This is a genomic window from Jiella soli (assembly GCF_020615385.1).
Taxonomy (GTDB): Bacteria; Pseudomonadota; Alphaproteobacteria; order Rhizobiales; family Rhizobiaceae; genus VKMB-3413.
In genome coordinates, this window is record NZ_JAJAVB010000044.1 from 17,731 (window position 1) to 42,672 (window position 24,942).

Sequence of the window (24,942 nt, forward strand, 5' to 3'; positions counted from 1 at the left end):
GATACGCTCCAATCGACCGACCCGCCTGAAACCTCCGCATAGGCCAGAGCGGACGAACTTGCAGCAGCTGGTGTGCAGGACCGCCTTTTCGTGACAGCCGATTCCCCAGAACGTCCTGTCGTCCCTCCGCCCGGGATCTCCCTGACGCAGGACCTCGTCGCCCTGACGATCCGCGAGAAGCCGGACCTCGGTCCGGAGCCTGGCTGGACCCATTTGACGGAGGCCGAACTCGACGCCCTCGCGGAGGAATATCGGGCGGAGAGCCACGGCGAGCCGCTGTGGATCTTCGCCTATGGCTCGCTGATCTGGAAGCCGGACTTCGACGCCGTCGCTCACAGGCGCGGGACGGCCTATGGCTGGCATCGCTCCTTCTGCCTGAAGATGACGCGCTGGCGGGGCTCGCCCGAGCAGCCCGGCCTGATGATGGCGCTCGAACGGGGCGGGCGCTGCGACGGCGTCATCTACCGCCTGCGCGAGGAGGATCGACACGCACAGATCCGACGGGTGCTCCACCGGGAGATCCGGTTCCGCGAGAACGTGTCGATGGCCCGCTGGGTGCCGGTCCATACGGCGGAGGGCAAGGTGAAGGCGCTGACCTTCTGGGCGGGGCCGCGCGGCGAACGCATCGCGAGCAAGCTGCCGCTCGATGAGGTCGCGCATATTCTCGCGCGCGCCTGCGGCCATGTCGGCTCCTGCGCCGAATATCTCTTCAATACGGTCCGGCATCTGGAAGAGTTCGGCATCCGCGACCGCAATCTCTGGCGCCTGCAGGAACTGGTCGCGGAGGAAATCCGGGCCATCCACTGCGAGGCGGCCTGAGTGCGGTGTCCGGTCGGATAGTTCGGATACCGTCGGAGCCCGTCCGGCGTCTGAGCCTCCCGACGTCCCTCATTTCGAAGGCATCAGCCGGATCCTATATGAGCCGCACGGGGGGACAGTCCTGCTTTCGCGCTCGCGCCACAGGAAGCCATGGTCTTCCGTCAGTCCGGCCGTACCGGCGCATCCTTCAGGCGCGCCATCCAGAGCGTGTCGACGAGCACTCCGTCCCGGATCACTGCGGCACGGGCGACACCTTCCTCGACGAAGCCAGCCCGCTCGTAGAGCGCGATCGCAGCCTCATTGTCGACCATCACGTCGAGTTCGAGCCGGGTGAGCCCCAGCCAATTGTCACCCAGGTCGATCAATGCGGTCAGAAGACGCCAGCCGATTCCCTGACGCAGATAGGCGTCGTGGACGCCCATGCCGATCTGGCCGACATGCGACCGCCGACCGGCGAGGCGGTTGAGGCTGGCCGTCCCCACGATCGTCTCGCCCCGGCAGGCGACGAGGAGGGTCGGTCCCGGCTTGCCACTCTCGAACAGCCTGCGCTTCGTGGCCTCGACCGATTCGAAGGGCAGGCGCAGAGTGTTGCGACGATAGCCCGGGAGGTTCGCCAGCGCGGCGAGACCGGCCGCATCGGCGGGTTCGGCCGCACGGACGACGAGGTCCGGCTTGGAAAGGGCGGTCATGGGCTCACTTCCCGATGCAGAACTCCGAGAAGATCACGTCGAGGAGATCTTCGACACCGATCTGGCCGGTGAGCGCGCCGAGCCGGTTCGACGCGCGGCGCAAGGTCTCAGCCCCGACCTCGGCCGGCGCGTCCGGGCGCTCGACGAACTCGTCGAGGATCCGGACGGCATCGGTCACGAGTTCGCGCTGGCGTGTGCGGATCGGGATGCCGCTTTCGGCCCCGCCAAAGGCTTCCTTCGCGAGTTCCGCGATCCGCTCGACCAGCGCCGGCAGGCCTTCGCCGGTCTTGGCCGACACGGCGAAGTCGAACTTGAAATTCGTCCATTCGCTCCCGAGCCGGGCGGTCAGGCCGCGCGGCGCCGGGCGATCCATCTTCGTTCGGATGGTCAGGATCTTGCGCCGGCCCCTGGCCGACCCCTGCGCGATATCCTCGAGCGCGGCATCGGCGGCCAGCAGCATCGGATGTTTCACGTGGGACAATAGATCGGTGATCCGGGCGAGAGGACCATGCCCGGACGTCTGCGCGTCGACCAGCGCCAGGACGAGATCGGCCTCGTCCATCACTGCCTTCGCCCGCTCGATCCCGATCGCTTCGACCTCGTCGGAGGTCTCGCGGATCCCGGCCGTGTCGGAAAAGCGGACGGGAATGCCGCGGAGATTGAGCGTCGCCTCGATGACGTCGCGCGTCGTTCCCGGCACCTCGGTGACGATCGCCACCTCACGGTCGACCAACGCGTTGAGGAGGCTCGACTTGCCGGCATTCGGCGCGCCGACGATCGCAACCTTGTAGCCGGAGCGCAGGATCTCGCCGCGATCGGCGCGCTCCAGATGGGCGCGCATCTCGCCGAGCAGCGCCGCAACCGCTGCCTTGGCGTCGGAGCCGACGGTATCGCCGACATCGCCCTCGTCGGAGAAGTCGAAGGACGCTTCGATCCCGGCCCGGATCCTGGTCAGCCGCTCCATCCAGCCCCCGTAGAGGCCGCGCAGCAAGCCTCCGGCCTGGGCGACGGCGGCCTTGCGCTGGCCCTCCGTCTCGGCCGCCACGAGATCGGCCAGGCCCTCGGCCTCGGTCAGGTCGATCCGCCCGTTCTCGAAGGCGCGGCGGGTGAATTCGCCGGCCTCGGCGAGGCGCACGCCGTCGATCGCCGTCAGCGCGGCGAGCGTGGCCTCCACCACGGCCGACCCGCCATGCAGGTGGAACTCGGCAATGTCCTCGCCGGTCGCCGTCTGCGGCCCGTCGAAGAACAGCGCGATCCCCCGGTCGATGGTTTCGCCGGCGGCATCGCGAAAGCGGCGCAGGCTCGCGCGGCGGCCGGGCGGCACGCCGCCTGCGACCCGTTCCAGGGCGGCGCGGGCGCCGGGCCCGCTGACCCGGACGACCGCGACACCGGAGGGCAGGGCGCCGGACGAGAGCGCGGCTATGGTGTCGGACTGCATAAGCGGGAAACTCTCCGAAGGGTCGAGGGCCTTCAAGACTGGCCAAAGGAGATCAGCTTCCGGCGGCGGACGCAAGCGACGGCGTCGCCCGCCGGAACGGGGCGCGGACATCTTCCGCGCCAATTTGCCCTTTTCGAACCGGCCCCGGCGCCATAGGCTTCCGCCCCGAACAGGCCGGAGCGAACATCATGACCGAGACTTCCGGAAACCGGCTCGGCGACGCCGTCAGCCCCTATCTGCAGCAGCACCGCGACAATCCCGTCCACTGGCGCGAATGGTCGGATCAGGTGCTGGAGGAGGCCAAGGCGCTCGACCGCCCGATCCTCCTCTCCGTCGGCTATGCCGCCTGCCATTGGTGCCATGTCATGGCGCATGAGAGCTTCGAGAACGAAGAGGTCGCCGCGGTGATGAACCGCCTCTTCGTCAACGTGAAGGTCGATCGCGAAGAGCGCCCGGACATCGACCATCTCTACATGACCGCCCTCCATGCGCTCGGCGAACAGGGCGGCTGGCCGATGACCATGTTTCTCACCCCGGACGGCAAGCCGTTCTTCGGCGGCACCTACTATCCGCGCGAGCCGCGCTATGGCCGGCCGGGGTTCGTGCAGGTGATGGAAGCGATCGCGGCCGCCTGGCGCGACCGGCGCGAGGAGATCATGACGAGTGCCGGCACGATCTCCGACCGGCTCGGGGAATTTCTCTCACGCTCGGACAAGGCCGGTCCCCTGAAGGTCTTCGACATCGCCGCCGCCGCGGAACGCATCGGCACGATGATGGACCCGGTTCGCGGCGGCATGCGCGGCGCGCCGAAATTCCCGAACGCGCCCTATATGGAAATCCTCGCCCGCTCGGCGCTGGAGGACGGGCGGGCCGCCCATCGCGACGCGTTCCTGAGGACCATCCGCTCGCTCTCCTGTGGCGGCATATACGATCATCTCGGCGGCGGCCTGCATCGCTATTCGACCGACGATCGCTGGCTGGTGCCGCATTTCGAGAAGATGCTCTACGACAATGCGCAGTTCCTGCGGCATCTCTCCTGGGCCTTCCGGATGACGGGCGAACCCCTGTTCCGGACCCGGATCGCGGAGACGGTCGGCTGGCTGAAGCGCGAGATGCGCGTCGAAGGCGGAGGGCTCGCCGCCTCGCTCGACGCCGACAGTCCGGATGCGGACGGCCATCCGGAGGAGGGCGCCTATTACGTCTGGCGCGAGGACGAGATCGATTCGAGCCTCGGCGCGTCGGCTACCGCCTTCAAGCGGGTCTACGACGTCACGGCGCGCGGCAATTGGGAGGGCAAGGCGATCCTGCACCGGCTGCATCCCGGCGCACAGTCCTCCGATCCCGACTTCGCCGAGGAGCGCGCGGCGCTGCTCACCGTCCGTGAGGGCCGCGCCGCACCCGGCCGCGACGACAAGGTCCTCGCCGACTGGAACGGCATGGCGATCCGGGCGCTGACCGAGGTCTCGCGCTCGACCGGCAATGAAGAGGCGCTGGAACTCGCCAGGGACGCCTTCGGCTTCGTCATGCGCGAGATGGTCGTCGACGGCCGGCTGCGGCACGCGGCGCGGGGCGGCCGGACCGCAGGCCTCGCTCTGTCGTCGGACTACGGCGCGCTCATCCAGGCCGCGGTCGCCCTCTTCGCCGCGACGCTGGACGGCGACTATCGCGACAAGGCCGAATGGCTGGCCGGCGAACTGACGCTCTGGCATGGCGATGGCGAGGGCGGCCATTTCATGACGGCATCCGATTCCAGCGATGTCCTCATCCGGCTGCGCGGCGATCAGGACGACGCCGTGCCGAGCGGCACCGCGTTCGTCATCGAGGGGCTGTCGATGCTCGCCCAGGCGACGGGGTCGATCGCGATCACCGAACATGCCGAGACCGCGGCGGCGCTGGCCGCCGGCCGGACCGGCGGTGAGGCCACGGGATCTCCGGGCATTCTCGCCGCGACGGGACGCCTTCGCCGCGGCAGCGAGCTCGGCCTTTTCGGCTCCGCGGACGATGCCGCCTTTTCCGAGATGCTGGCGGCCGCTCATTCGCAGCTCGATCTCGACCGGCTCGACCTCGTGGCGGCCTCGGTCGACCTCCTGCCGCACGATCTGCCGCTCGCCTCGGTGCATCCGACGCGCCTGCCGGCGGCCTTTGTCTGCGAAAGCCGCGTCTGCCGCGCGCCTGTCTACGAACCGGCCGCGCTGGCCGCCCTGCTCGACCGGGGGCCGTAAGGCGCCTGCCGGCGCCTCAGCACACTGCGCCGACCGTCGCGCCGGTCGCACTTCTGAGCTGCAGCGGCACGACCTCGAAAACGTGGTTCGGCGTGCCGGCGGCGGCCCAGACGGTGGCGAACTGGAACAGGTCCTCGTCCATGATCACGACGAGGTCCGACGTCGCGCCGAGCGGCGAGACGCCGCCGATGGCAAAGCCCGTCGCCTCCCGCACGAAAGCGGCGTCGGGGCGCTCCAGTTCCTCCCCGGTCAGTTCCATCGTCCGCGTGGACTCCACGCGGTTGGCGCCCGAGACGAGAAGAAGAAAGGGCTTGCCGCTGTCCTTGCCGCGAAACACCAGCGACTTGACGATCTGGCCCACCTGCGCGCCCACGGCCTCCGCCGCTTCCTCGGCCGTCCTGGCACTCTTCTCGGTCTTCACGACCTTGATCTTGATGCCCTTTTCCTCGGCCGCAGCCTCGACCCGCTGAACGGCTGCGGGGTGATTCGTCGTGGCGTCGGATGACATCGGGGAAAGACCTCGAACTCTCGTTGGTACACGTCACGTCTGGCACCCGGCTCGCCGGCCGTCAAATTCCCGCAGCAGTCTTTCGCCACCACTGGCGGCCGTCGGCTTCGGACCTGCGCTGGGGAGGCTGCAGGGCGGAAGACGGAGCACGATGGGATTGCACAGGGCACCGCGCCATGAGCCGCTGGGTACCTGCGGCATTTCAAGCGTCCATGTGGATCGTGGTCCCGATCTCTCCATTCAAGAGCCGCTTGAGATGAAAGCTGCAGAGTCGATCGTCCGGCCGTTTTCCGACCTCGGCGGCGAAGGCTCCCATGGCGCCTGGGTCGCCGCCGCGCAGCTTCTCGAAGGCGGCGACGTAGCCGTCCAGCGACGCCGCCATGTCATCGCCCGGCGATTGCGGCTCGTAGGCGCGCAGCGGCTCGCTCCGGCCCTTCAGAAGGAGATCGCCGATCGGGCGCCAACGAAACGACGCCAGGCCCTCGGCCACCGCAGAACTCGCGCAGATGCGGGTGCCGAGCCGCTTGTTGGCCACTTCGAGACGCGCCGCGACATTGATCGTGTCACCATAGGCGGAGTAGTCGAAGATCCGACCGCCGCCGAAATTCCCCACGATCGCCGGACCCGAATGAATGCCGATGCGGGTGGCACCAAGCGCCACGCCCCTCGCCCGCCAGGTTTCCCGCAGCTCTTCCGAGAACCGGTCCAGAGCAAGCGCACAAAGAACGGCTCGCTCGGAGTGGTCGGCCTGCTCGTCCGGGGCGCCGAAGAGAATATGCAGGGCATCGCCGACAATCTTGGCGACGGTTCCCTCATGCGCAAAGACGATCGCCGTCATCGCGGCGAGATAGGCGTTCAGGAGTTCGCCGAGCACCGCGGGGTCCATCCGTTCCACGAGGGCGGTAAACCCTGCCACATCGGTGAACACCACGGAAATCTCCCGGCGCTTCGCCGAAAGCTCCTTCATGCCGGCATCGTTCGCCAGGCGCGCGGCCAGGCCCGGCGAGAAGTAGCGCGAAAGGACTTCCCGGTTGCGCGCCTCCAATTCCCTGATCAGACGGGTGTTTTCGATAGCGATCACGGCCTGATCCGCGAATGTCTCGACAAGAGCCACTTGCCGGTCGGTGAACGCACGGGGCTCCGGCCGAGAGAGCGAAATCACGCCGATCACGGCTCCGCGTTGCTTGAGCGGCACCGCCAGACCGCCGCGATAGACGCCGAGCTGGTGTCCCGAAAGCGTCCGGAAGCGCGGATCCGTCAGGATGTCTGCCACGTTGAGAACTTCGCCGGTGAAGGCCGCACGGCCCGACACCGTCGTGGCGTCCGGAGAAGGCTCGATCGCAAGGTTTTGGGCGAATGCCACCCATTCCGCGGGATAATTGACATGCGCCGCGAGATAGAGATCGGCGCCGCGCTTCAGCCAAACGACCCCGCGCGTCGCCTCACACAACTCTATTGCCAATTCGACGAGAGTCGTGAGGATAGCATCGAGATCGAAAGCCGACCCGCTGATGAGCCTGAGGACCTCGGCCGTCGCCTTCTGCTGCGCGAGAACGTCACGAAGCTCTGCAGCCGCCGAATGCGCCTCGGACGACAGCTCGGCGGGACGTCGGAAATCCTCCGACCGCTCCCCGATGTTCCGTGAATCGTCCATGACCGAGAGGCCTCGATTGGCGGCAGAGCTGCGACAATGTTCCCGCCTCGGACGGGAGTCCAGTCTTCACAACGAGAAAAGGGGCCCACGAAGGAGCCCCTTTAGGAAAGCAACGAGCGTGACAGGCAGAACCGCCGCCTCGGCCCGGCCGGTGCCGAGCCGCTGCCGCCTCAGGTGTTCATCGAATCGAAGAATTCGGCGTTCGACTTGGTCTGCTTGAGCTTGTCGTTGAGGAATTCGATCGCATCGGTCGTGCCCATCGGCGCGAGGATGCGGCGCAGGACGAAGATCTTCTGCAGCTCCTGCCGCGGGACCAGGAGGTCCTCCTTGCGCGTGCCGGACTTGAGGATGTCCATCGCCGGATAGGTCCGCTTGTCGGCGACCTTGCGGTCGAGCACGATCTCGGAATTGCCGGTGCCCTTGAACTCCTCGAAGATCACCTCGTCCATGCGGCTGCCGGTGTCGATCAGCGCCGTCGCGATGATCGTCAGCGAACCGCCTTCCTCGATGTTGCGCGCCGCGCCGAAGAAGCGCTTCGGGCGCTGCAGGGCGTTGGCGTCGACACCGCCGGTAAGCACCTTACCGGAGGAGGGCACGGTCGTGTTGTAGGCTCTGCCGAGGCGGGTGATGGAATCGAGCAGGATGACGACGTCCCGGCCGTGCTCGACGAGGCGCTTGGCCTTTTCGATCACCATTTCCGCGACCTGCACGTGGCGCGTCGCCGGCTCGTCGAAGGTTGAGGAGACGACCTCGCCCTTCACCGAGCGCTGCATGTCGGTGACTTCCTCGGGCCGCTCGTCGATCAAAAGCACGATGAGGTAGCACTCTGGATGATTGGCGGTGATCGAATGCGCGATATTCTGCAGGAGCACCGTCTTGCCGGTGCGCGGCGGCGCCACGATCAGCCCGCGCTGGCCCTTGCCGAGCGGCGCGACGAGGTCGATGACCCGCGCCGACATGTCCTTCTTCGAGGTCGGATCCTCGAGTTCCATCTTGAACCGCTCGTTCGGGTAGAGCGGCGTCAGATTGTCGAAATGGCTCTTGTACCGGATCTTCTCGGGGTCGTCGAAGTTGATCGTGTTGACCTTCAGAAGAGCGAAGTATCGTTCGCCTTCCTTAGGGCTGCGGATTGGGCCTTCGACCGTATCGCCGGTCTTCAGCTGGAACTTGCGGATCTGCGAGGGCGAGACGTAGATGTCGTCGGGGCCGGGCAGATAGTTCGCCTCGGGCGAGCGCAGGAAGGCGAAACCGTCCTGCAGGATCTCAACGACGCCTTCGCCGATGATCTCCACCTCTTGCGCCGCGAGCTGCTTCAAGATGGCGAACAGCAGTTCCTGTTTGCGCAGAACCGAAGCGTTCTCGACCTCGTTCTCTTCGGCGAACGCGATCAGTTCGGGTGCGCTCTTGTTCTTCAGGTCCTGAAGTTTCATGCGGGATGTGGCTCTTTGGCTGAGGTCCGAACCGAAAATGTCGGACGAGGCGGGGAAGGTCTGAGAAAACGCTTCAGCCGTAAACTTGCGATGGGATTCGGCAAGTCGGGCGCGACGGCAATGCCGCACGGCGCCCTGGTAGGCGGGATGCTTTAATCCAGATAGCCATATCCCTGCGCCAGCGCAAGAGGGTTCCGCTTCCGCCTAAGGTCATCGGTCCGGAATGCGGGAACCGGTCTTCGAAAAATCCGATGCGTAACCAATCGCTTGAAGCATAGGACCCGATTTTGAAACCGGGTCTTATCAATCAAAATCATCGCAAGGCGGCGCGCTTCGAAAAATGGCGCGCCACGCGTGTCCGGTTTGCCCGCTCAGCTCGACAGGACGAAGATCGCGCAGGCGAAGGCGAAGCTGACGAGGCCGATCAGCGTCTCCATCACGGTCCAGGTCTTCAGCGTCGTCTTGACGTCCATGTCCATGAACCGGCCGACGAGCCAGAAGCCGGAATCGTTGACATGGCTGAGTGCCAGCGAACCCGCCGCGAGTGCGATGACCACGGCGGTGAGCGGGATGCCCTCGATGCCCTGCGCCGCGACGGCCGGCTGGATCAGCCCGGCCGAGGTGATCAGCGCGACGGTCGCCGACCCTTGCGCGACGCGCAGCGCCAGCGCGATGACGAAGCCCGAAACGATCAGGGGCAGGCCGACGCCTTCGAGGCTCGAGGCGAGCGCGTCGCCGATACCCGTTGCCCGGAGGACGCCGCCGAACATGCCGCCCGCGCCGGTGATCAGGATGATGGCGCAGACCGGGCCGAGCGCCTCGTCGAGGAGCGATTCCACCCGCAGCCGCTCGATGCCGCGGCGCGAGCCGAGGACATAGCTCGCGACGAGAACCGCGACCATCAGCGCGATCGGGGTCGCGCCGAGCGCGCGGCCAACCTTGTACCAGCCGGCTTCGCCATTCACCCAGCCGACCGCCCGGGCCGCGTCGAGCCCAGTGTTCATGAAGATGATGGCGAGCGGCAGGAGGAGGAGCAGGATCACGGTCGAGGGCGAGGGCGGATTGGCGACATCCTCCTCCTGGCGGCCGCCGGCAAGAATGTCCGGCACCGGCAGGACGAAGGCCTTCCCGGCCCACAGGCTGAAGAGATAGGAGGCGACGAACCAGGTGATGACGGCGACGACCAGGCCGACGAGGGTCAGGAGGCCGATATCGGCGCCGAGGAGTTCGGCGCTGGCCACCGGGCCCGGATGCGGCGCGACGAAGGCGTGCATGCAAGAGAAGGCGCCTGCGACCGGCAGGCCGTATTTCAGCACGCCGCCGCCGAGCCGCCGCGCCACCGAGAAGACGATTGGCAGCATGACGACGAGGCCGGCGTCGAAGAAGATCGGAAAGCCGAAGATCAGGGAGGCAATGCCGAGCGCGAGCGGCGCGCGCTCCTCGCCGAACTTTTCGATCAGCGCGTCGGAGAGCGCCTGCGCGCCGCCAGAGACCTCGACGAGGCGCCCCAGCATGGCGCCGAAGCCGACGAGGAGGGCGACGCTGGCCAGCGTCGAGCCGAAGCCCTTCGACAGCGTGTCGATGATTGCGCTGGCCGGCAGCCCCGCGACGAAGGCTGTGATCAGGCTGACCAGGACGAGGGCGATGAAGGCGTGGATACGAAACTGGATGATCAGGACGAGGAGGAGCGCGATCGCTCCGGCGGCGATGGCGAGCAGGGGCCCAGCCCCGAGGGTCTGTTGGAATCCGTCAGGCACGCGAGCGTCTCCAATTGAAGTTTCGCATCCGAACCGCAGGCCGCGGCTCGTGGTCCGGGATCAGTCGATGCCGAGATCTTTCAAGACGGTCGCAACGACCTCCTCGGGCGGCATCGAGACGGTGACGTTCACCCCGTCCTCGTCCGGCTGCAGCGGTTCGAAATCGGCAAATTGCGATTTGAGGAGCGAGGCCGGCATGAAATGGCCCTTGCGATGGGCGAGCCGCCCCGCGACGAGCTCCGGATCGGCGACGAGCGAGACGAAGCGCACCCGCGCGTGAGCCTCCCGCAGGACGTCTCTGTAGCGGCGCTTGAGAGCCGAGCAGGTGAGGACGGTGGAGCGGCCGGATTCGGCCTCGCAGGTGATCCAGTCGCGGATCGCCGCCAGCCAGGGAGCCCGGTCCTCATCGTTCAGCGGCGTCCCGCTGGTCATCTTCTCGATATTGGCAGGCGGATGGAACTGGTCGGCTTCCGCGAAGGGCCAGCCGAGATGGGCTGCGAGACCTTCGGCCGTGGTCGTCTTGCCGACCCCCGACGGGCCCATCACCACCAATGCCATCGTCTCGTCCGCCATGTCACGCTCCTCGCCCGCTCCGCCATCGCCGCGCGGCAATCGATGAGGGCAAACTAGGGTGGCGGGGCGGCGATGCCATCGCTAAGGCCGCTCCTTCGGCGAGGCCTGCGTCGATGGCGGCCGCCAGTCCCCTCCAAAGCGGCTTTCCGATGGATCAGAACGGCTTGACGACGACGAGAACGATGATGAGCGCGAGCAGGACCGCCGGCACCTCGTTGAGGATGCGCCAGTAGCGCGAGGACTTCGTGTTGCGGTCCTCGGCGAAGCGCCGCACGCCCGCCGACAACATGCCGTGAATGCCGGACAGGACCACTACCAGCAGGATCTTGGCGTGGAGCCAGCTGTTGCCGGGCGTGAACCAGTCGCCCTGCACCGCGAGCCAGACGCCGGCGACCCAGGTGGCGATCATCGAGGGATTGATGATCCCCTTCAGGAGCCGCCGCTCCATCACCTTGAAGGTCTCGGATTGCGGCGTCTTCGGCCCCGCCTCGGCGTGGTAGACGAACAGCCGCGGCAGATAGAGCATTCCGGCCATCCAGGCGATCACCGCGAAAATGTGGATGGACTTGATCCAGAGATAGCCGGAGGCCGGGACCAGGACGAAGAGGAGCGCCGCGATCACGAGGGTGACGGCAAGGGCGATCATCGCATTCTTCATGGCATGTCGATCCAGCTTCGGCAGGAATTGCGGGCGGTTGCGGCAAGGCGCCGCGGCCCAGTCGGGATGATCGGTCAAGCGCGGCCGGTCAGCCGCGAACCCGCTTCAGGAGCGCCTCGACATTCGCGATCGGGGCATCCGGGGTGATGCCGTGGCCGAGGTTGAAGATCAAGGGGCCGTCGCCAAGCGCCTCGAGAATCCGGTCGACGCCCTCCTCGAGCGCCCGCCCGCCGGCGATCAGCCGGAGCGGATCGAGATTGCCCTGGACGGCGCCCTCGCTCTGGAGCGCCTTGGCCTGGCTCCAGGGCACCGACCAGTCCAGTCCGACGGCGTCGACCAGGGTCTTCTGGCGGTAGGTCGACAAAAGCGCGCCGGCCCCCTTGGCGAAGCCGATGATCTTGGCGCCGGGAACGGCGGCCCGGACCTTGTCCACCATGCGTCGGACCGGCGCGACCGCATAGGCCTCGAAGGACGCCTCGTCGAGGACGCCCGCCCAGGAATCGAAGATCTGCACGCAGTCGGCGCCGGCCTGGAGCTGGCGGATCAGATAATCGGCGCTCATCTCGGCGAGGAGGAAGAGCAGCCGCTCCATCTCCTCCGGATGGCGGTAGCCGAATAGCCGCGCCGGCGCCTGGTCCGGCGTGCCATGGCCGGCGATCATGTAGGTCGCGACCGTCCACGGTGCGCCGCAGAAGCCGATCAGCGCGGTCTCGTCCGGCAATTCGGAGCGCAGCCGTCCGACCGTCGCGATCACCGGTGCGAGATGCGTCTCGGCGTTGCTCGGATCGAGGCGGTCGATCTCTTCGACCTGCAACGGCCTCAGCTGCGGTCCCTCGCCCTTCACGAAGGCGAGGTTGCGGTTCAAGGCGTCGGGAATGACGAGGATATCGGAGAACAGGATCGCCGCATCGAAGCCGAAGCGGCGGATTGGCTGGAGGGTAACCTCGGTGGCGAAGTCGGGATCGTAGCACAAATCGAGAAAGCCGCCTGCCTTCGCCCTGATCTCGCGATATTCGGGAAGATAACGGCCCGCCTGCCGCATGAGCCAGACCGGAGGCGGTGATACCGTCTCGCCTTCGAGGACACGGATCAGTTTGCGCGATGCCATCGGGCCGGGCTCCAATAAAGAAAGAATCCTTTTGGAAAAGGATTTTTTGATTCTTAGAGTCGGTGGATAGCCGGAATTCACAGCTGGCCGCAAATCAGGCCCATCCGGCGCAGCTGTCGCAAGGAGGCACAGCCCGTCTGGAATCAGGGCTGGTGAATTACGGGCAAGACTCGCATTGGTAGTGTCGAATCAAGGGGTTGAACTGGAGCTCAGGCGATCGCGATCTGGGAATTAATCCGACGGGCAGAGCCAATGGCGGCCCGCGAAATCCCCGATTCACAGCGTCATCTTCCACAAGCGCCGCAGATCTCCAGCTGTGGACTATGACGGTGTCATGAACAGCCGGCGGGCGGGCGCTCGCCGCTCGTCCCGTTTACCAGCACTTAACCCACAGCCACCCGAGAATCCCGGGGGCTTTCGCACTGCACCCTTGCTTCCGACCCCCGAATCGAGTCCGTGCCGGCCGTGGTCATCGCGCTGCCACGGCGCTATCAAGCGCTTCGGACGTGAAGATTTGATTAAAATCGGAGGAAACCGCCCATGGCCAAGGGCATCGTTCTGGCTTCCGGCAGCATTCATCGCCGCGAGCTTCTGAAGAATGCGGGCGTCGACTTCACCGTCGAGTCTTCGACGCTCGACGAGCGGGCGATGGAGGCGCCGCTGACGGATACCGGGATCGGGCCCGACGACGTCGCGCAGATCCTGGCCGAGGCCAAGGCCACCAACGTCTCCGAGCGCCATCCCGGCGAGATCGTCATCGGCGCCGACCAGACCCTGTCCCTCGGCGACGAGATCTTCCACAAGCCGGAGAACATGGAGGCGGCGCGCAGGACGCTTCTGAAGCTGTCGGGCCGCACCCACAACCTCAACAGCGCGGTGGTGCTGGTGGAGGACGGCGCCGTCACCTGGCGGCACGTCTCGACGGCGCGGATCACGCTCCGCCCGCTCGACCCGGGCTTCATCGGCCGCTATCTCGCGCATGTCGGGCAAAAGGTGCTGACCAGCGTCGGCGCCTACCAGATCGAGAAGGAGGGGATCCAGCTGATGGAGAGCATTGAGGGCGACTTCTTCAGCATCATCGGTCTGCCGATCCTGCCCTTGATGAAGGAACTGCGGTCGCGGGGGGAAATCGATGGCTGACACGGACGGCGACTGGGTCCCCAAGCCCTATGTGAGCGGCGAGGCGCGACCGCGCGGCGAGGGCTCGATCTTCGATCCGGCGCGTGGAGGCGAGGAAGCCGAGGGCCCGAAGGTCTTTGTGACCGGCTGGCCCGTGTGGCATTCGCGCTCGCCGATGATCCACGGCAGTTGGCTGAAGGAGCTCGGCCTCGCCGGCTCCTATCGCCGCGTCGGCGTGCCGCCGGAAGAGATCGCCGACTTCTTCCGGACGTTGAAGGCCAGTGGCTATGTCGGCGGCAACGTCACGATCCCGCACAAGGTCGCGGCCTTCAAGGCGGTGTCGCGGCGCGATGCCGCGGCGGACGCAACCGGGGCGGTGAACACGCTCTGGTTCGACAAGTCCGGCCGGCTGGTCGGCGGCAACACTGATCCGCATGGCTTTGCCGCCAATCTCGACGAGCGGCTGCCGGGCTGGGTGGATGCGGAGACCGCCGTCGTCCTCGGCGCGGGCGGGGCGGCGCGCGCCGTCGTTCATGCGCTGCTGAAGCGCGGCCTCAAGCGGGTCGAGATCGTCAACCGGACGAAGGAGCGGGCCGAAGAGCTTGCTGAGCGTTTCGGATCGAGGGTCGCGGGACATTCCCAGGAGGCGCGCGGCGAGGTGCTCGGTCGGGCCGATCTCCTCGTCAACACCGTGCCGATCGCGCCGAAGGACTCGGATGACGAGACGCCCGACTGGTTCCCGCAAAGGCTGCCGGATCTGTCGGCTCTGCCGGACCAGGCCCTGGTGACGGACATCGTCTATACGCCGCTGATGACGCCCACCCTCCTTTCCGCCAGGGAGCGCGGCCTCAGATATGCGGATGGGCTGGGCATGCTGCTGCATCAGGCGGTACCCGGCTTCGAACGATGGTTCGGCCAGCGCCCGACGGTCACCGAGACCCTGAGGGCGAAGGTCGAGGCCGATATCGAAAGTGGGGCGTGACATGGCCGAAGATGGAACGGCAGGCGGGTTCGAACCCGTCCTCGACGCCGCGCTCGCCGCGGTCTTCACCGACTATGCGGAGGGCTTCGATGATTTCGATGCCGCGCGGATTCTCGACTGCTTCGCCTTTCCGGCGACGATCTGGCAGATGGGCAAGGGCAATGTCTTCCTCGACGCCGAGGAGCTCGGCGAGAATGTCGAGGCGCTGCTTGCCGTCTTCGAGCGCGAGGAGATCGTCCGCTCGACCTATCGCGTCCGCTCCGCCGCCACCGCGGGCGCGGCGGCTTTCGTCACGCTCGACTGGCGCCAGGAGCGCGAGGGCGGCGATGCGGCGCTGGAATTCACCTGCCACTACACGCTGATCCGGCAGGTTGCGGGTGAGGGCGAGCCGGGCGACTGGCTCATCGCGCTCGCGGTCAACGATTGACCGCGCGGACGATTTGCCGGTGATCATCCTCGGCCTCACCGGATCGATCGGCATGGGCAAGTCGACGACCGCGGACATGTTCGAGGCGGAGGGCGTGCCCGTCCATTCCGCCGACGCCTCCGTCCACCGGCTCTATGCGGGGCGCGCCGCCCCGCTCATCGAGGCAGCTTTTCCGGGAACGGTTTCCGGGGGCGTTGTGGATCGGCAGGCTCTGGCGTCACGCGTTCTCGGCGATCCGCAGGCGCTGAAGCGCCTCGAGGCGGTTGTCCATCCGCTTGTCCACGAGGAGGAGGCGGCCTTCCTCGAGGCCGCGCGGCGATCCGGCGCGCCGCTTGCCGTCCTCGATATCCCGCTGCTCTACGAGACCGGCGCCGAGATGCGCTGCGACAAGGTGGCCGTCGTCTCGGCACCGGCCGCCATTCAGCGCGAGCGGGTCCTTGGGCGGGCAGGCATGAGCGAGGAGAAGTTCGCGGCGATCCTGGGGAAACAGGTGCCGGACGCTGAAAAGCGCGCGCGGGCGGATTTCGTCATCGACACGTCGCAGGGTCTCGATCCGGCACGGCGGCAGGTCGGCGCCATCATCCGAGAGCTTACCGGCGGGCGGGACTGATCCGGCCGGTCGGGATCATGGCGGCTGCACGCCTTTGGAGGTGTTTCACGGGAAACATCGGCAGGGTGCTCGCCGCAGCCCCGCAAGCTTCGCTCCAGGCTTTCCACCAAGATTAGGCAGTCCGGCCGGCAGGACGGCGGCGCGGCGGCCATCGACCTGCCGGAGCCGGGATTGCCGCGAGCCTTTCGGAAAGGGTGCCTCGTTCGCCATGTGCCGCCATCTCGCCTATGTCGGCTCGCCGATCTTCCTCGATACACTGCTGGTCGAGCCGGAAGCCTCGCTGATTGCGCAGAGCCAGGCGGCTCGCAAGGCGCGAACCATCGTCAATGGCGACGGCTGCGGGGTCGGCTGGTATGGTGAACGGGCCGAACCAGGACTCTATCGGGGCATTCTGCCGGCATGGTCCGACGCCAATCTCGTCTCGCTCTGCCGACAGATCCGCTCGCCGCTGTTCCTCGCCCATGTCCGGGCGGCGACCTCCGGCGAGGTCTCGACGGCCAATTGCCATCCGTTTGCGGCCGGCCGGCATCTCTTCATGCACAACGGCCAGATCGCCTCCTACGAGCAGCTGCGCCGCCGGGTCGACGCGCTGATCCCGGACGGGCTCTATCATCTGCGGCGCGGCACGTCGGATTCGGAGGCGATCTTCCTCGCAGCGCTCGGCCGCGGTCTCGACGTCGATCCAGTCGCGGCCATGGCCGAGACGCTCGATGCGGTGATGGCGGCGACCAACGGCGCCGTCGCGGTCCGCTTCGCCGCCGTCCACAGCGACGGCAGCCGGCTCTCGGCGGTTCGCTGGGCAAGCGACGAGGAGCCGCCCTCGCTCTATTACCGCAGCACCGGCACCGGGGTCGTGGTCGCCTCCGAGCCCTGCGGCTCAGTCGGCGAGGACTGGCGGATCGTCCCGCCCGGCGCGGTGCTCACAGCCGGACGGGACGGCGCCATGCGTCTGTCGTCCTTCGAGGTCACCGCGCGGCGGCACCGGTCTGCGACCGCATCCAAAGCTCCGGGGAGGGTGGCGCCGGCCGCCTGAGACGACCGACCGGCGCCCGACTGGATCAGGCCTCCCGGTCGCGGGTCAGGCGCAGGATCGTGCTCGCGCCGCCGCGGCTCTCGGTGACCGCATAGACCGCTCCGTCCGGTCCGATCTTGACGTCGCGGATGCGCGCGCCGAGCGGGATACGCTCCTCGCTGGCGACGCGGCCGTCATCGTCCAGCTTGAGGACGACCAGCCCCTTCGAGACCAGCCCGCCGATCAGCACGGCGCCCTGCCAGTCCGGGAACTCCTCGCCCTCGTAGAACGCCATGCCGGACGGTCCGATGACCGGGTCCCAGTAATAGACCGGCTGCTCCAGGCCCTCCCGCGCGGTGATGCCTTGGCCGATCGGCGCGCCGCTGTAGTCGATGCCATAGGTGATCACCGGCCAGCCGTAGTTCAGGCCCGCCTCGGGCCGGTTCAGCTCGTCGCCGCCCTTCGGTCCATGCTCGACGGTCCACAGCCGCCCGTCGGGATCGACCGTCGCCGCCTGCAGATTGCGGTGGCCGTAGGACCAGATCTCGGGAAGGCCCGTCTCGCCGTCGGCGAAGGGATTGCCCTCCGCGGCCTGACCGGTCGCGGGATCGATCCGGAAGACCTTGCCGAGGCCGGAGCGGGGATCCTGCGCCTGATCGCGGATCGGCGTGTCGGAGCGCTCGCCCACAGTGACGAAGAGGTTGCCGTCCGGGCCGAAGGCGAGGCGCGAGCCGAAATGCTTGGTGCCGTCATAGGTCGGCGTCTGCCGGAAGATCACCGCCACGTCTTCCAGCGACGATGCGTCCTCGGAGAGCGTCGCCCGGGCGACCGAGGTGCCGTTGCCGTCCTCGCGGGGTTCGGAGAAGGAGAAGAAGATCGTCCGGTTCTCGTCGAACCCAGGCGACAGGGCGATGTCGAGGAGGCCGCCCTGGCCGCGCGACATCACCTCCGGAACGCCGGCGATCGCCGGGCCGGGCTTGCCGTCCTTGCCGACGACTTGCATCGCGCCCTCCTTGGCCGCAACCAGCATTCGCCCGTCCGGCAGGAATTCCATCGACCACAGATGCGGCAGGTCCTCGGCCACCGTCTCCACGGCGACGTCGGTCGCCTCGGCGGGCATCGGCGCGCGCGTCTGGTTTTCGAAGGCGGGAGTCTGGCCGGGCGCGTTCGGCCGGGCGGTTTCCGCCGGCTGGGCCGGCTGCGCGATCGCGGCTCCTGCGAACGAGAGCGCGAGGAGGCTCGTGGTGGCGAGGGAAAGGGCGATGGGTCGCATGTCTCTTCTCCTGTCGTCGCGTTGAACGGACGGCGGCAGGATGGCCGCGTCACCTGGCGACGTGGAGACCGGCGGGGGCGATCGCAACATCGCCCGCAAGGAAGTGAGGGCGGCGTGATCGCCGCCCTCGGCCGTGTCAGAGGATGTAGCGTGACAGGTCGATGTCCCCGGCGATGCCGTCGAGCGCCTTGTGGACATAGGCCGCGTCCACCCGGTAGCTCTGGCCCGGCTTGTCGGGCGCCTCGAAGGAGATCTCGTCGAGAACCCGCTCCATCACCGTCTGCAGCCGCCGCGCGCCGATATTCTCGATCGAGCCGTTGAGCGAGACCGCGGTGTCGGCGATGGCGTCGATCGCGTCGTCGGTGATCTCGAGTTCGACCTCCTCGGTCTTCATCAGGGCGACATACTGCTTGATCAGCGAAGCCTCCGTCTCGGTCAGGATCCGGCGGAAATCGTCCTTGGTGAGCGCCCTCAGCTCGACGCGGATCGGCAGACGGCCCTGCAGCTCCGGCAGGAGGTCCGAAGGCTTGGCGACGTGGAAGGCGCCGGACGCGATGAACAGGATGTGGTCGGTCTTCACCGGCCCGTGCTTGGTGGCGACGGTCGTGCCTTCGACCAGCGGCAGGAGGTCGCGCTGCACGCCTTCGCGGGACACGCCGGCGCCGCCGCCATGGCCGTCCTTGTTGGCGACCTTGTCGATCTCATCCAGGAAGACGATGCCGTTGTTCTCGACGGCGGCGATCGCCTCGCGCACCACCTGCTCCTGGTCGAGCAGCTTGTCGGACTCCTCGCCGATCAGGAGACCATAGCTCTCGCGCACGGTGGTGCGGCGCTGCTTGGTGCGGCCGGCTCCCATCTTGCCGAACATCTCGGAGAGGTTGAGGACGCCGATATTGGCGCCCGGCATGCCCGGGATCTCCATGCCGCCCATCGGATTGCCGGTGTCGGCGATCTCGACGTCGATCTCCTTGTCGTCGAGTTCGCCGGCCCGCAGCTTCTTGCGGAAGGAATCCCGCGTCGCCGGCGAAGCGGTCTTGCCGACGAGCGCGTCGAGAACCCGGTCCTCGGCGCCTTGATGCGCCTTGGCCTTGACCTCCTCGCGCTTCTTCTCGCGCACGAGGCCGATGCCGATCTCGACGAGGTCGCGGATGATCTGCTCGACGTCGCGGCCGACATAGCCGACCTCGGTGAACTTGGTCGCCTCGATCTTGATGAAGGGCGCGCCGGCAAGCCGTGCGAGCCGGCGCGAGATCTCCGTCTTGCCGACGCCCGTCGGGCCGATCATCAGGATGTTCTTCGGCATCACCTCTTCGCGGAGCGAATCGTCGAGCTGCTGGCGCCGCCAGCGATTGCGCAGCGCGACGGCGACCGCGCGCTTGGCATCGTTCTGGCCGATAATGTGGCGGTCGAGTTCGGAGACGATCTCGCGGGGGGAAAAATTGGTCATCACTGTCTTCTTCGTGAGGGCCCGGCCGCGACGGGAGCCGGGCCGGTCGGGAGGTGAAGGCGGGGGAGGACGTGCCGCGCAGCTGTCATGGAGCGCAGACGGGTGGGCGGGCCGGAGCGCCCGCGGCGCGCCTCCCGTCCGGCGACGGATCGTCGCGTGTCGAAGCGGGATGATCGCCCTGCGGCTTCGGGAAACCCGACCGGCGCGCTTCGTGCGTCCTCGATGATCTGATCGTCCTCATGCCGGGCTAGATGGGAGTGCGGACCCGTCTCCGCTAGACCGGCCGGCCGATTGGAGGCGCCGGGAACGGGTGCGTTACGACCATCCCCCGCGCTGCCGGTCGAAGTCGGGACTTCAAATCATGGCTGGAATGGGGTCAAACTGGAAAAGCCGATTCGGCCTGTGGCCGACGGGCGATCGAAACGAACAGGCGGTGCGGCATGTCCTCCTCCACCGGCCCGGCAGACTTTCTCCCTCTCCCACCCGGAGCGTCAGCGACCGCGTTCGTCACCACGACCGCGGTGGCGGGGAGCGGGCCGGCATCTGCCGGTACCGTTCGGAGAAGGCGATGAGCGGGCCGATGGACAGGCTCCTCAGCCTGGGCGAGCCGTGGGACGCGGTGGTTCTTGCGGAGATTCTCGACGCCACCGGCCGGGACTACGGCTTCTCCCACGCGGCGGCCTTCTCGATGCCGTCGACCGACGACGGCGGATTGTCGACGCGTCTCCTCGTCAGCAACTGGTCCCCCGGCTTTGCCCGCGCTTACGAGCTGCACGGGCTCAACCGCTTCAAGATCGTCGTCGGCACGCTTCGCACCGATCCGATGCCCTTCGTCTGGGACATCGACACGCTCTACGGAGCCGACGATCCGGATCCGAGCCCGGCGGCCAAGCTGCTTCTGTCGGAGGATTATCTCGCCGGGGCGCTGTTCCCGGTGCATGGCCTGACGGCGTTCAACGGCGCCCTGTCCTTCGCGGGCAAGGACCCGGACCTCTCGCCGGCGACGCTGCGCGAGCTGCAGCTCTTCGCCTTCGCCTTCTTCGGCATGCTGGCGGCGGCCCGCTTCGAGGAGAACCAGCGCAACAATCCGCTGTCGGCACGCGAGCGCGACTGTCTGAAGCTCGCGATGCTGGGCAAGACCTCGTCCGAGATCGGCATGATCCTGTCTCTGTCGGAATACACGATCTCGCAATATCTGACGGCGGCACAGCGCAAGATGAACGCCTCCAACCGCACCCACGCCGTCGCGCTCGCCGCGCAGCTCGGCTATCTGTCGTAGATCACTCGCTCTCCGGCAAAGCGGGTTGGCCGCACGGAGCGGGTGCGCCTATCTCTGACGCATGACGGTTCTTCCCAAAGGCGTGCGCCACATGCCCGGCTTCCTCGACCGCGAGGCGCAGCTTGCGCTCATCGAGGACATCCGCGGCGTGGTCGGCCAGGCGCCCCTGTTCCAGCCGGTGATGCCGCGAACCGGCAAGCCCCTCTCCGTGCGGATGACCAATTGCGGCCCGCTCGGCTGGGTCGCCGACCGCGCGGGCTATCGCTACCAGCCACAGCATCCCGTCACCGGCACGCGCTGGCCGGCGATCCCGGAACGCCTGACGGCGCTGTGGGACGAGGTCGGGGCCTATTCGCAACCGCCCGAAGCCTGTCTCGTGAACTTCTACGAGGAGACGGCGAAGATGGGCCTGCACCAGGACCGCGACGAGGAGGATCTCGGCGCCCCGGTCGTCTCGGTCTCGCTCGGCGACGACTGCCTGTTTCGCGTGGGACAGACGACGCGCGGCGGGCGCACGGTCTCGATCCGGCTGCGCTCCGGCGATATCGTGGTGCTCGGCGGGGAGGGACGGCTCGTCTATCACGGCGTCGACCGGATCTACCCGGCGACCTCGACGCTTCTGAAGAATGGCGGCCGGATCAATCTCACCTTGCGGCGGGTGCGGCCGGCGGCTTTTGAGTAGCGGCGGGCGGCAAAGGGAGTCGGCCTTGGACCGGCGTTCCCGATGCTCTCAGGCCTTCTGCGGGAAGCCGGTCAAGTCCGGCGGACGGAGCGCCTTCAGCGCCCGCGACCGCCGGTATCACGCGTCTCGCGGCGCTATTCGTGCAGCGTGTAGCTGCCGAGCTCGCACAGATTGATGTTGTTGTCGGTGACCGTATCGCCGTCGGCGAAGACCGCCTTGATGTCGTATTCGCAGACGGCGCGACCGTCGGCGATGTTCGCGGAGGCCTGCTCGCCGGGCGCAATCGGGTCGGAGACCATGTTCTCCTCCCAGTCGTCGGTCGAGACCGGGGAGGTGTAGAACTCCGTCACGGCCGAGGACGTGTTGTTGATCAGATTGAAGGTCAAGTCCTGGGCGAGCGCTGCGGAAGTCATGCAGACGAGCGGCAGTGCGACAACGAGTTGCCGAAGCATGGGGGGTTGGTTCCTTAATGGAAGTTGCCCCTCTTCCTAGCCGCGCGCGATTGTTCCGGCAAGCCGGCAAAAGCCCTATATTTTCCAGCACCTGCGCCGGTTCGAAGCCGGCTATTCCGCCGGGCTTTCCTGCCTTTCCAGCCAGCGCTGGTCGATCTCGGGCAGCGGCTCGTCGTGGATCGCCGCCTCGAACCCCCTGAGCCGCTTGTAGATCGAGATCAGCTCGACGATCGTCGTCCAGGAATTGATGAGGTACTGGAAGGACGAGCGCACCTGATCGAAGGAATTGACGATCTGGTTCATCGTGCCGAGCGTGATCGCGCCGGCGACGATCGTCGGACCGAGAATGATCAGCGAGAAGATGTTGTCGGTCTGGAGATAGCCGATCCGGGCGACGTTGAAATACATGTAGTGGAAATAGAGCCGGAAGTAATTGTGCCTTACGTTCGAAAACAGCTCGCGCACCGTCGGCGGCTGGGCCCGGTCCGCATCGTCCTCGCCATAGACGAGTTCCTTGCGGTAGGCTGCCTCGACCCGCTGGTTGCGGAATTCCAGGCCCGGCAGCTTGATGCCGACGAGTGCCAGGAAGCCGGTTCCGAAGGCCGACCAGACCAGGGCGGCGAAGACCAGCGCATAGGGCACTTCGCCGACCACCGGCAGGGTCGTGATGCCCTTCGACAGGACGAGGAGCACCGGCAGGAAGGCGATCAGGGTCATCACCGAGTCGATCAGGCTGACGCCGAGGCCCTCGGTCGTCGTCGAGAAGCGCATCGTATCTTCCTGGACGCGCTGCGAGGCGCCTTCGATGCGCCGGAGCTTGCCCCAATGGCTCATGTAGAAGTCGTTCATCGCGGAACGCCAGCGGAAGATATAGTGGCTGATGAAGAAGCGGGTGATGACCGCGATCGTCACCGCGATGAGCGCGATGCTGAGGAAGGTGTAGACGCCCTGATAGAATTCTTCGACGGTGACCGGGCGGGACTTCGACAGCGCCGCCTGGATGAGGTCGTAGAACGAGCCGTACCAGGAATTGATGGCGACCGAGACCTGGACCTGGAAATAGGTCGTGAAGATGATCAGCGCCGAACCGAAGATCGACCACCGCGCCCAGGGATGCGGTGCGTAGATCGTCCAGAAGGCCGCGAACAGCGCGACCATCGCCGCGTAATAGAGGTAGAACCACAGGAACGGCGCCGACCAGAAGACGGAGACGCCGACGATCGGTGCGGCGCCGGCGGCGAGTGGCGGGAAGCCGAAGATCGAGCCGAGGCTTTCCCCGATCGCGTACCAGAGGCCGATGGCGAAGCTCGTCCAGAGCGCGGCGGAGATGAAGAAGGGTTTGGGTTTCGGGAAGAAGGAGACGAACAAGGCTTGGTCCTTCGCTCGGACGGGATCGGACGCGAGCGGCCCTGCCGCCGGCGTGTTGCCGGGCTATCTAAACGCCGCGGCGGCTGGCGTGCGGTGAAATGTTGGTAAGGGCGAACCCCTGGGAGCAGGGGTCAGAGCTTCCTCAGCGCGACCTGCTCGATCAGATGGTTCTCGCCCTTGCGCAGGATCAGGTCGGCGCGCGGGCGCGTCGGCAGGATGTTCTCGTGGAGATTCTTGCCGTTGATGTTGACCCACAGGCCCTCGGCGATGGCGAGCGCCTCGGCGTCCGGAATCTTAGAATAGCGGTGGAAGAACGAGCCTTCCTGCCGGAAGGCGGTTTCGCGCAGCCGCATGAACCGGTCGATGTACCAGCGCCGGATCGCCGCTTCGTCCGCGTCGATATAGATCGAGATGTCGAAGAAGTCCGAGACGAAGGGGATCGCCTTGCCGTCCTTCGGCATCTCGTGCACCTGCAGGACGTTGAGCCCCTCGAAGATCAGAATGTCCGGCCGGTCGACGACGACATGCTCGTTCGGCACGACGTCGTAGACGAAATGCGAGTAGACCGGCGCCTCGACGCGCTCCCGGCCGGCCTTGATGTCGGACAGAAAGCGCAGGATCGCGCCGACGTCGTAGCTTTCCGGAAATCCCTTGCGCTGCATCATCTCCTCCGCCTGGAGGACCACGTTCGGAAAGAGAAAGCCGTCCGTGGTGACGAGGTCGACCTTGGGCGAGGACGGCCACCTCGTCATCAGCTCCTTCAGGATACGGGCCGTCGTCGATTTGCCGACGGCGACCGATCCGGCGATGCCAATGATGAAGGGCGTCTTCTGGCCGGTTCCGTCGCCGGAGAGGAAGCGCTGGCGCTGGCGGAATAGGAGCTGCGAAGACTCCACATGCGCGGAGATCAGCCGCGACACGGCGAGATAGATGCGCGAGACCTCGTCGAGGTCGATCGGGTCGCCGAGCGAGCGTAGCCGGCCGACCTCGTCCGCCGTCAGCGTCATCGGGGTATCGGCCCGGAACTTCGCCCAGTCCTCAGCCGAAAACACCCGGTAGGGCGAATATTTGGCAGGCGCGAGCTGGTCGACGACCCCGTTCATCCGGCGCTGCGCCCCGCCTTCTCCTGAAGCCCGGTCTGGGTGGTCCGCCGGCCGAGCTCGGCCATGACCGCGCTGAGCGGGACCTTGCGCAGATTGAGTGCGACCAGGAGATGATAGAGAAGGTCGGCGGCCTCCGAGGCCAGACGCTCGTCGTCCTCGCTGATGGCGGCGATCACGGTTTCCGTCGCCTCCTCGCCGAGCTTCTTGGCGACATGGCCGATGCCCTTGGCCGCGAGCTTGGCCGTATAGGAGGAGGCATCGTCCGAGGCGGCTCTCGCCGCGACGATGGTTTCGAGATCTGAGAGGGTGAAGTCTGTCATCGATGCCCTTGG

The 24,942-nt window shown here is 66.9% G+C and carries 24 protein-coding genes; 9 read left to right on the forward strand and 15 right to left on the reverse strand.

Annotated features, from left to right (window positions below; translation table 11 throughout):
• The first annotated feature begins 90 nt into the window (after positions 1 to 90).
• A complete protein-coding gene (locus LH400_RS24365) occupies positions 91 to 819 on the forward strand; it encodes a gamma-glutamylcyclotransferase (RefSeq protein WP_229156070.1) in 729 nt (242 codons plus the stop codon).
• Positions 820 to 980: 161 nt separating this feature from the next.
• Here LH400_RS24365 and LH400_RS24370 read toward each other — a convergent pair whose 3' ends face one another.
• Both LH400_RS24370 and mnmE read right to left on the reverse strand, forming a co-directional pair.
• Entirely contained in the window at positions 981 to 1,508 is a 528-nt protein-coding gene (locus LH400_RS24370; protein WP_229156071.1) for a GNAT family N-acetyltransferase, read from the reverse strand.
• A gap of 4 nt (positions 1,509 to 1,512) precedes the next feature.
• Positions 1,513 to 2,946 (reverse strand): tRNA uridine-5-carboxymethylaminomethyl(34) synthesis GTPase MnmE, encoded by a 1,434-nt coding sequence (gene mnmE, locus LH400_RS24375; protein WP_229156072.1) that lies wholly within the window; start codon positions 2,944 to 2,946, stop codon positions 1,513 to 1,515.
• A 188-nt stretch (positions 2,947 to 3,134) separates the two neighbouring features.
• On the opposite strand from mnmE, the gene LH400_RS24380 reads away from it, so the two are divergent.
• Positions 3,135 to 5,168 carry a thioredoxin domain-containing protein gene (locus tag LH400_RS24380; protein ID WP_229156073.1) on the forward strand — a complete coding sequence of 678 codons (2,034 nt, stop codon included), beginning with the start codon at positions 3,135 to 3,137 and terminating at the stop codon, positions 5,166 to 5,168.
• Positions 5,169 to 5,184: 16 nt separating this feature from the next.
• Here LH400_RS24380 and LH400_RS24385 read toward each other — a convergent pair whose 3' ends face one another.
• The 7 genes from LH400_RS24385 to hemE form a co-directional block, all read right to left on the reverse strand.
• Positions 5,185 to 5,676 carry a YbaK/EbsC family protein gene (locus LH400_RS24385; RefSeq protein ID WP_229156074.1) on the reverse strand — a complete coding sequence of 164 codons (492 nt, stop codon included), beginning with the start codon at positions 5,674 to 5,676 and terminating at the stop codon, positions 5,185 to 5,187.
• Between the two features lie 202 nt (positions 5,677 to 5,878).
• Positions 5,879 to 7,330, reverse strand: coding sequence for an adenylate/guanylate cyclase domain-containing protein (locus LH400_RS24390; RefSeq protein WP_229156075.1), 1,452 nt, complete (start codon positions 7,328 to 7,330; stop codon positions 5,879 to 5,881).
• A gap of 170 nt (positions 7,331 to 7,500) precedes the next feature.
• On the reverse strand, positions 7,501 to 8,760 hold the full coding sequence (rho, locus tag LH400_RS24395; protein WP_229156076.1) for a transcription termination factor Rho: 1,260 nt from the start codon (positions 8,758 to 8,760) through the stop codon (positions 7,501 to 7,503).
• Between the two features lie 371 nt (positions 8,761 to 9,131).
• Positions 9,132 to 10,517: a GntP family permease gene (locus tag LH400_RS24400; protein WP_229156077.1), complete on the reverse strand. Its 1,386-nt coding sequence runs from the start codon at positions 10,515 to 10,517 to the stop codon at positions 9,132 to 9,134.
• A 60-nt stretch (positions 10,518 to 10,577) separates the two neighbouring features.
• Entirely contained in the window at positions 10,578 to 11,090 is a 513-nt protein-coding gene (locus LH400_RS24405; RefSeq protein WP_229156078.1) for a gluconokinase, read from the reverse strand.
• A gap of 154 nt (positions 11,091 to 11,244) precedes the next feature.
• Entirely contained in the window at positions 11,245 to 11,748 is a 504-nt protein-coding gene (hemJ, locus tag LH400_RS24410; protein ID WP_229156079.1) for a protoporphyrinogen oxidase HemJ, read from the reverse strand.
• An 88-nt stretch (positions 11,749 to 11,836) separates the two neighbouring features.
• The gene (hemE, locus tag LH400_RS24415) at positions 11,837 to 12,856 is read right to left on the reverse strand and encodes a uroporphyrinogen decarboxylase (protein ID WP_229156080.1); all 1,020 of its coding nucleotides are present in this window, start codon (positions 12,854 to 12,856) and stop codon (positions 11,837 to 11,839) included.
• Between the two features lie 540 nt (positions 12,857 to 13,396).
• Between hemE and LH400_RS24420 the strand changes: the two genes are divergently transcribed.
• The 5 genes from LH400_RS24420 to LH400_RS24440 all read left to right on the forward strand — a co-directional run bounded on the left by LH400_RS24420 (position 13,397) and on the right by LH400_RS24440 (position 17,027).
• A complete protein-coding gene (locus LH400_RS24420) occupies positions 13,397 to 13,996 on the forward strand; it encodes a Maf-like protein (protein WP_229156081.1) in 600 nt (199 codons plus the stop codon).
• On the forward strand, positions 13,989 to 14,957 hold the full coding sequence (locus LH400_RS24425; RefSeq protein ID WP_255618237.1) for a shikimate dehydrogenase: 969 nt from the start codon (positions 13,989 to 13,991) through the stop codon (positions 14,955 to 14,957). Before LH400_RS24420 ends, LH400_RS24425 begins: the two co-directional genes overlap by 8 nt.
• A 1-nt stretch (position 14,958) precedes the next feature.
• The gene (locus LH400_RS24430; protein WP_229156082.1) at positions 14,959 to 15,384 is read left to right on the forward strand and encodes a DUF6841 family protein; all 426 of its coding nucleotides are present in this window, start codon (positions 14,959 to 14,961) and stop codon (positions 15,382 to 15,384) included.
• A 19-nt stretch (positions 15,385 to 15,403) separates the two neighbouring features.
• Complete coding sequence (coaE, locus tag LH400_RS24435; RefSeq protein ID WP_229156083.1) at positions 15,404 to 15,994, forward strand: dephospho-CoA kinase; 591 nt, start codon at positions 15,404 to 15,406, stop codon at positions 15,992 to 15,994.
• A gap of 208 nt (positions 15,995 to 16,202) precedes the next feature.
• On the forward strand, positions 16,203 to 17,027 hold the full coding sequence (locus tag LH400_RS24440; RefSeq protein ID WP_229156084.1) for a class II glutamine amidotransferase: 825 nt from the start codon (positions 16,203 to 16,205) through the stop codon (positions 17,025 to 17,027).
• 25 nt (positions 17,028 to 17,052) lie between these two features.
• Here the strand turns inward: LH400_RS24440 and LH400_RS24445 are convergent, their stop codons facing one another.
• Together LH400_RS24445 and hslU are read right to left on the reverse strand one after the other, a co-directional pair.
• Complete coding sequence (locus LH400_RS24445; protein ID WP_229156085.1) at positions 17,053 to 18,279, reverse strand: PQQ-dependent sugar dehydrogenase; 1,227 nt, start codon at positions 18,277 to 18,279, stop codon at positions 17,053 to 17,055.
• A 136-nt stretch (positions 18,280 to 18,415) separates the two neighbouring features.
• Positions 18,416 to 19,726 carry an ATP-dependent protease ATPase subunit HslU gene (hslU, locus tag LH400_RS24450; RefSeq protein WP_229156086.1) on the reverse strand — a complete coding sequence of 437 codons (1,311 nt, stop codon included), beginning with the start codon at positions 19,724 to 19,726 and terminating at the stop codon, positions 18,416 to 18,418.
• 568 nt (positions 19,727 to 20,294) lie between these two features.
• Between hslU and LH400_RS24455 the strand changes: the two genes are divergently transcribed.
• Positions 20,295 to 21,005, forward strand: coding sequence for a helix-turn-helix transcriptional regulator (locus tag LH400_RS24455; protein WP_229156087.1), 711 nt, complete (start codon positions 20,295 to 20,297; stop codon positions 21,003 to 21,005).
• A 61-nt stretch (positions 21,006 to 21,066) separates the two neighbouring features.
• Complete coding sequence (locus tag LH400_RS24460; protein ID WP_229156088.1) at positions 21,067 to 21,687, forward strand: alpha-ketoglutarate-dependent dioxygenase AlkB family protein; 621 nt, start codon at positions 21,067 to 21,069, stop codon at positions 21,685 to 21,687.
• Positions 21,688 to 21,821: 134 nt separating this feature from the next.
• Here LH400_RS24460 and LH400_RS24465 read toward each other — a convergent pair whose 3' ends face one another.
• The 4 genes from LH400_RS24465 to LH400_RS24480 all read right to left on the reverse strand — a co-directional run bounded on the left by LH400_RS24465 (position 21,822) and on the right by LH400_RS24480 (position 24,930).
• Positions 21,822 to 22,139, reverse strand: coding sequence for a hypothetical protein (locus LH400_RS24465; RefSeq protein WP_229156089.1), 318 nt, complete (start codon positions 22,137 to 22,139; stop codon positions 21,822 to 21,824).
• A gap of 111 nt (positions 22,140 to 22,250) precedes the next feature.
• Positions 22,251 to 23,507: a peptide antibiotic transporter SbmA gene (sbmA, locus tag LH400_RS24470; RefSeq protein WP_229156090.1), complete on the reverse strand. Its 1,257-nt coding sequence runs from the start codon at positions 23,505 to 23,507 to the stop codon at positions 22,251 to 22,253.
• 131 nt (positions 23,508 to 23,638) lie between these two features.
• Positions 23,639 to 24,610 carry a type I pantothenate kinase gene (gene coaA / locus LH400_RS24475; protein ID WP_229156091.1) on the reverse strand — a complete coding sequence of 324 codons (972 nt, stop codon included), beginning with the start codon at positions 24,608 to 24,610 and terminating at the stop codon, positions 23,639 to 23,641.
• A complete protein-coding gene (locus LH400_RS24480) occupies positions 24,607 to 24,930 on the reverse strand; it encodes a phosphoribosyl-ATP diphosphatase (protein WP_229156092.1) in 324 nt (107 codons plus the stop codon). Before LH400_RS24480 ends, coaA begins: the two co-directional genes overlap by 4 nt.
• Positions 24,931 to 24,942: the final 12 nt, after the last annotated feature.

Bases quoted from the DNA above. Each gene is read 5' to 3' on its own strand.
- LH400_RS24370 (WP_229156071.1), bottom strand. From the start codon at position 1,508: ATGACCGCCCTTTCCAAGCCGGACCTCGTCGTCCGTGCGGCCGAACCC.
- mnmE (WP_229156072.1), bottom strand. From the start codon at position 2,946: ATGCAGTCCGACACCATAGCCGCGCTCTCGTCCGGCGCCCTGCCCTCC.
- LH400_RS24380 (WP_229156073.1), top strand. From the start codon at position 3,135: ATGACCGAGACTTCCGGAAACCGGCTCGGCGACGCCGTCAGCCCCTAT.
- LH400_RS24385 (WP_229156074.1), bottom strand. From the start codon at position 5,676: ATGTCATCCGACGCCACGACGAATCACCCCGCAGCCGTTCAGCGGGTC.
- LH400_RS24390 (WP_229156075.1), bottom strand. From the start codon at position 7,330: ATGGACGATTCACGGAACATCGGGGAGCGGTCGGAGGATTTCCGACGT.
- rho (WP_229156076.1), bottom strand. From the start codon at position 8,760: ATGAAACTTCAGGACCTGAAGAACAAGAGCGCACCCGAACTGATCGCG.
- LH400_RS24405 (WP_229156078.1), bottom strand. From the start codon at position 11,090: ATGGCGGACGAGACGATGGCATTGGTGGTGATGGGCCCGTCGGGGGTC.
- hemJ (WP_229156079.1), bottom strand. From the start codon at position 11,748: ATGAAGAATGCGATGATCGCCCTTGCCGTCACCCTCGTGATCGCGGCG.
- hemE (WP_229156080.1), bottom strand. From the start codon at position 12,856: ATGGCATCGCGCAAACTGATCCGTGTCCTCGAAGGCGAGACGGTATCA.
- LH400_RS24420 (WP_229156081.1), top strand. From the start codon at position 13,397: ATGGCCAAGGGCATCGTTCTGGCTTCCGGCAGCATTCATCGCCGCGAG.
- LH400_RS24425 (WP_255618237.1), top strand. From the start codon at position 13,989: ATGGCTGACACGGACGGCGACTGGGTCCCCAAGCCCTATGTGAGCGGC.
- LH400_RS24430 (WP_229156082.1), top strand. From the start codon at position 14,959: ATGGCCGAAGATGGAACGGCAGGCGGGTTCGAACCCGTCCTCGACGCC.
- LH400_RS24440 (WP_229156084.1), top strand. From the start codon at position 16,203: ATGTGCCGCCATCTCGCCTATGTCGGCTCGCCGATCTTCCTCGATACA.
- LH400_RS24445 (WP_229156085.1), bottom strand. From the start codon at position 18,279: ATGCGACCCATCGCCCTTTCCCTCGCCACCACGAGCCTCCTCGCGCTC.
- hslU (WP_229156086.1), bottom strand. From the start codon at position 19,726: ATGACCAATTTTTCCCCCCGCGAGATCGTCTCCGAACTCGACCGCCAC.
- LH400_RS24455 (WP_229156087.1), top strand. From the start codon at position 20,295: ATGAGCGGGCCGATGGACAGGCTCCTCAGCCTGGGCGAGCCGTGGGAC.
- LH400_RS24460 (WP_229156088.1), top strand. From the start codon at position 21,067: ATGACGGTTCTTCCCAAAGGCGTGCGCCACATGCCCGGCTTCCTCGAC.
- LH400_RS24465 (WP_229156089.1), bottom strand. From the start codon at position 22,139: ATGCTTCGGCAACTCGTTGTCGCACTGCCGCTCGTCTGCATGACTTCC.
- coaA (WP_229156091.1), bottom strand. From the start codon at position 24,610: ATGAACGGGGTCGTCGACCAGCTCGCGCCTGCCAAATATTCGCCCTAC.
- LH400_RS24480 (WP_229156092.1), bottom strand. From the start codon at position 24,930: ATGACAGACTTCACCCTCTCAGATCTCGAAACCATCGTCGCGGCGAGA.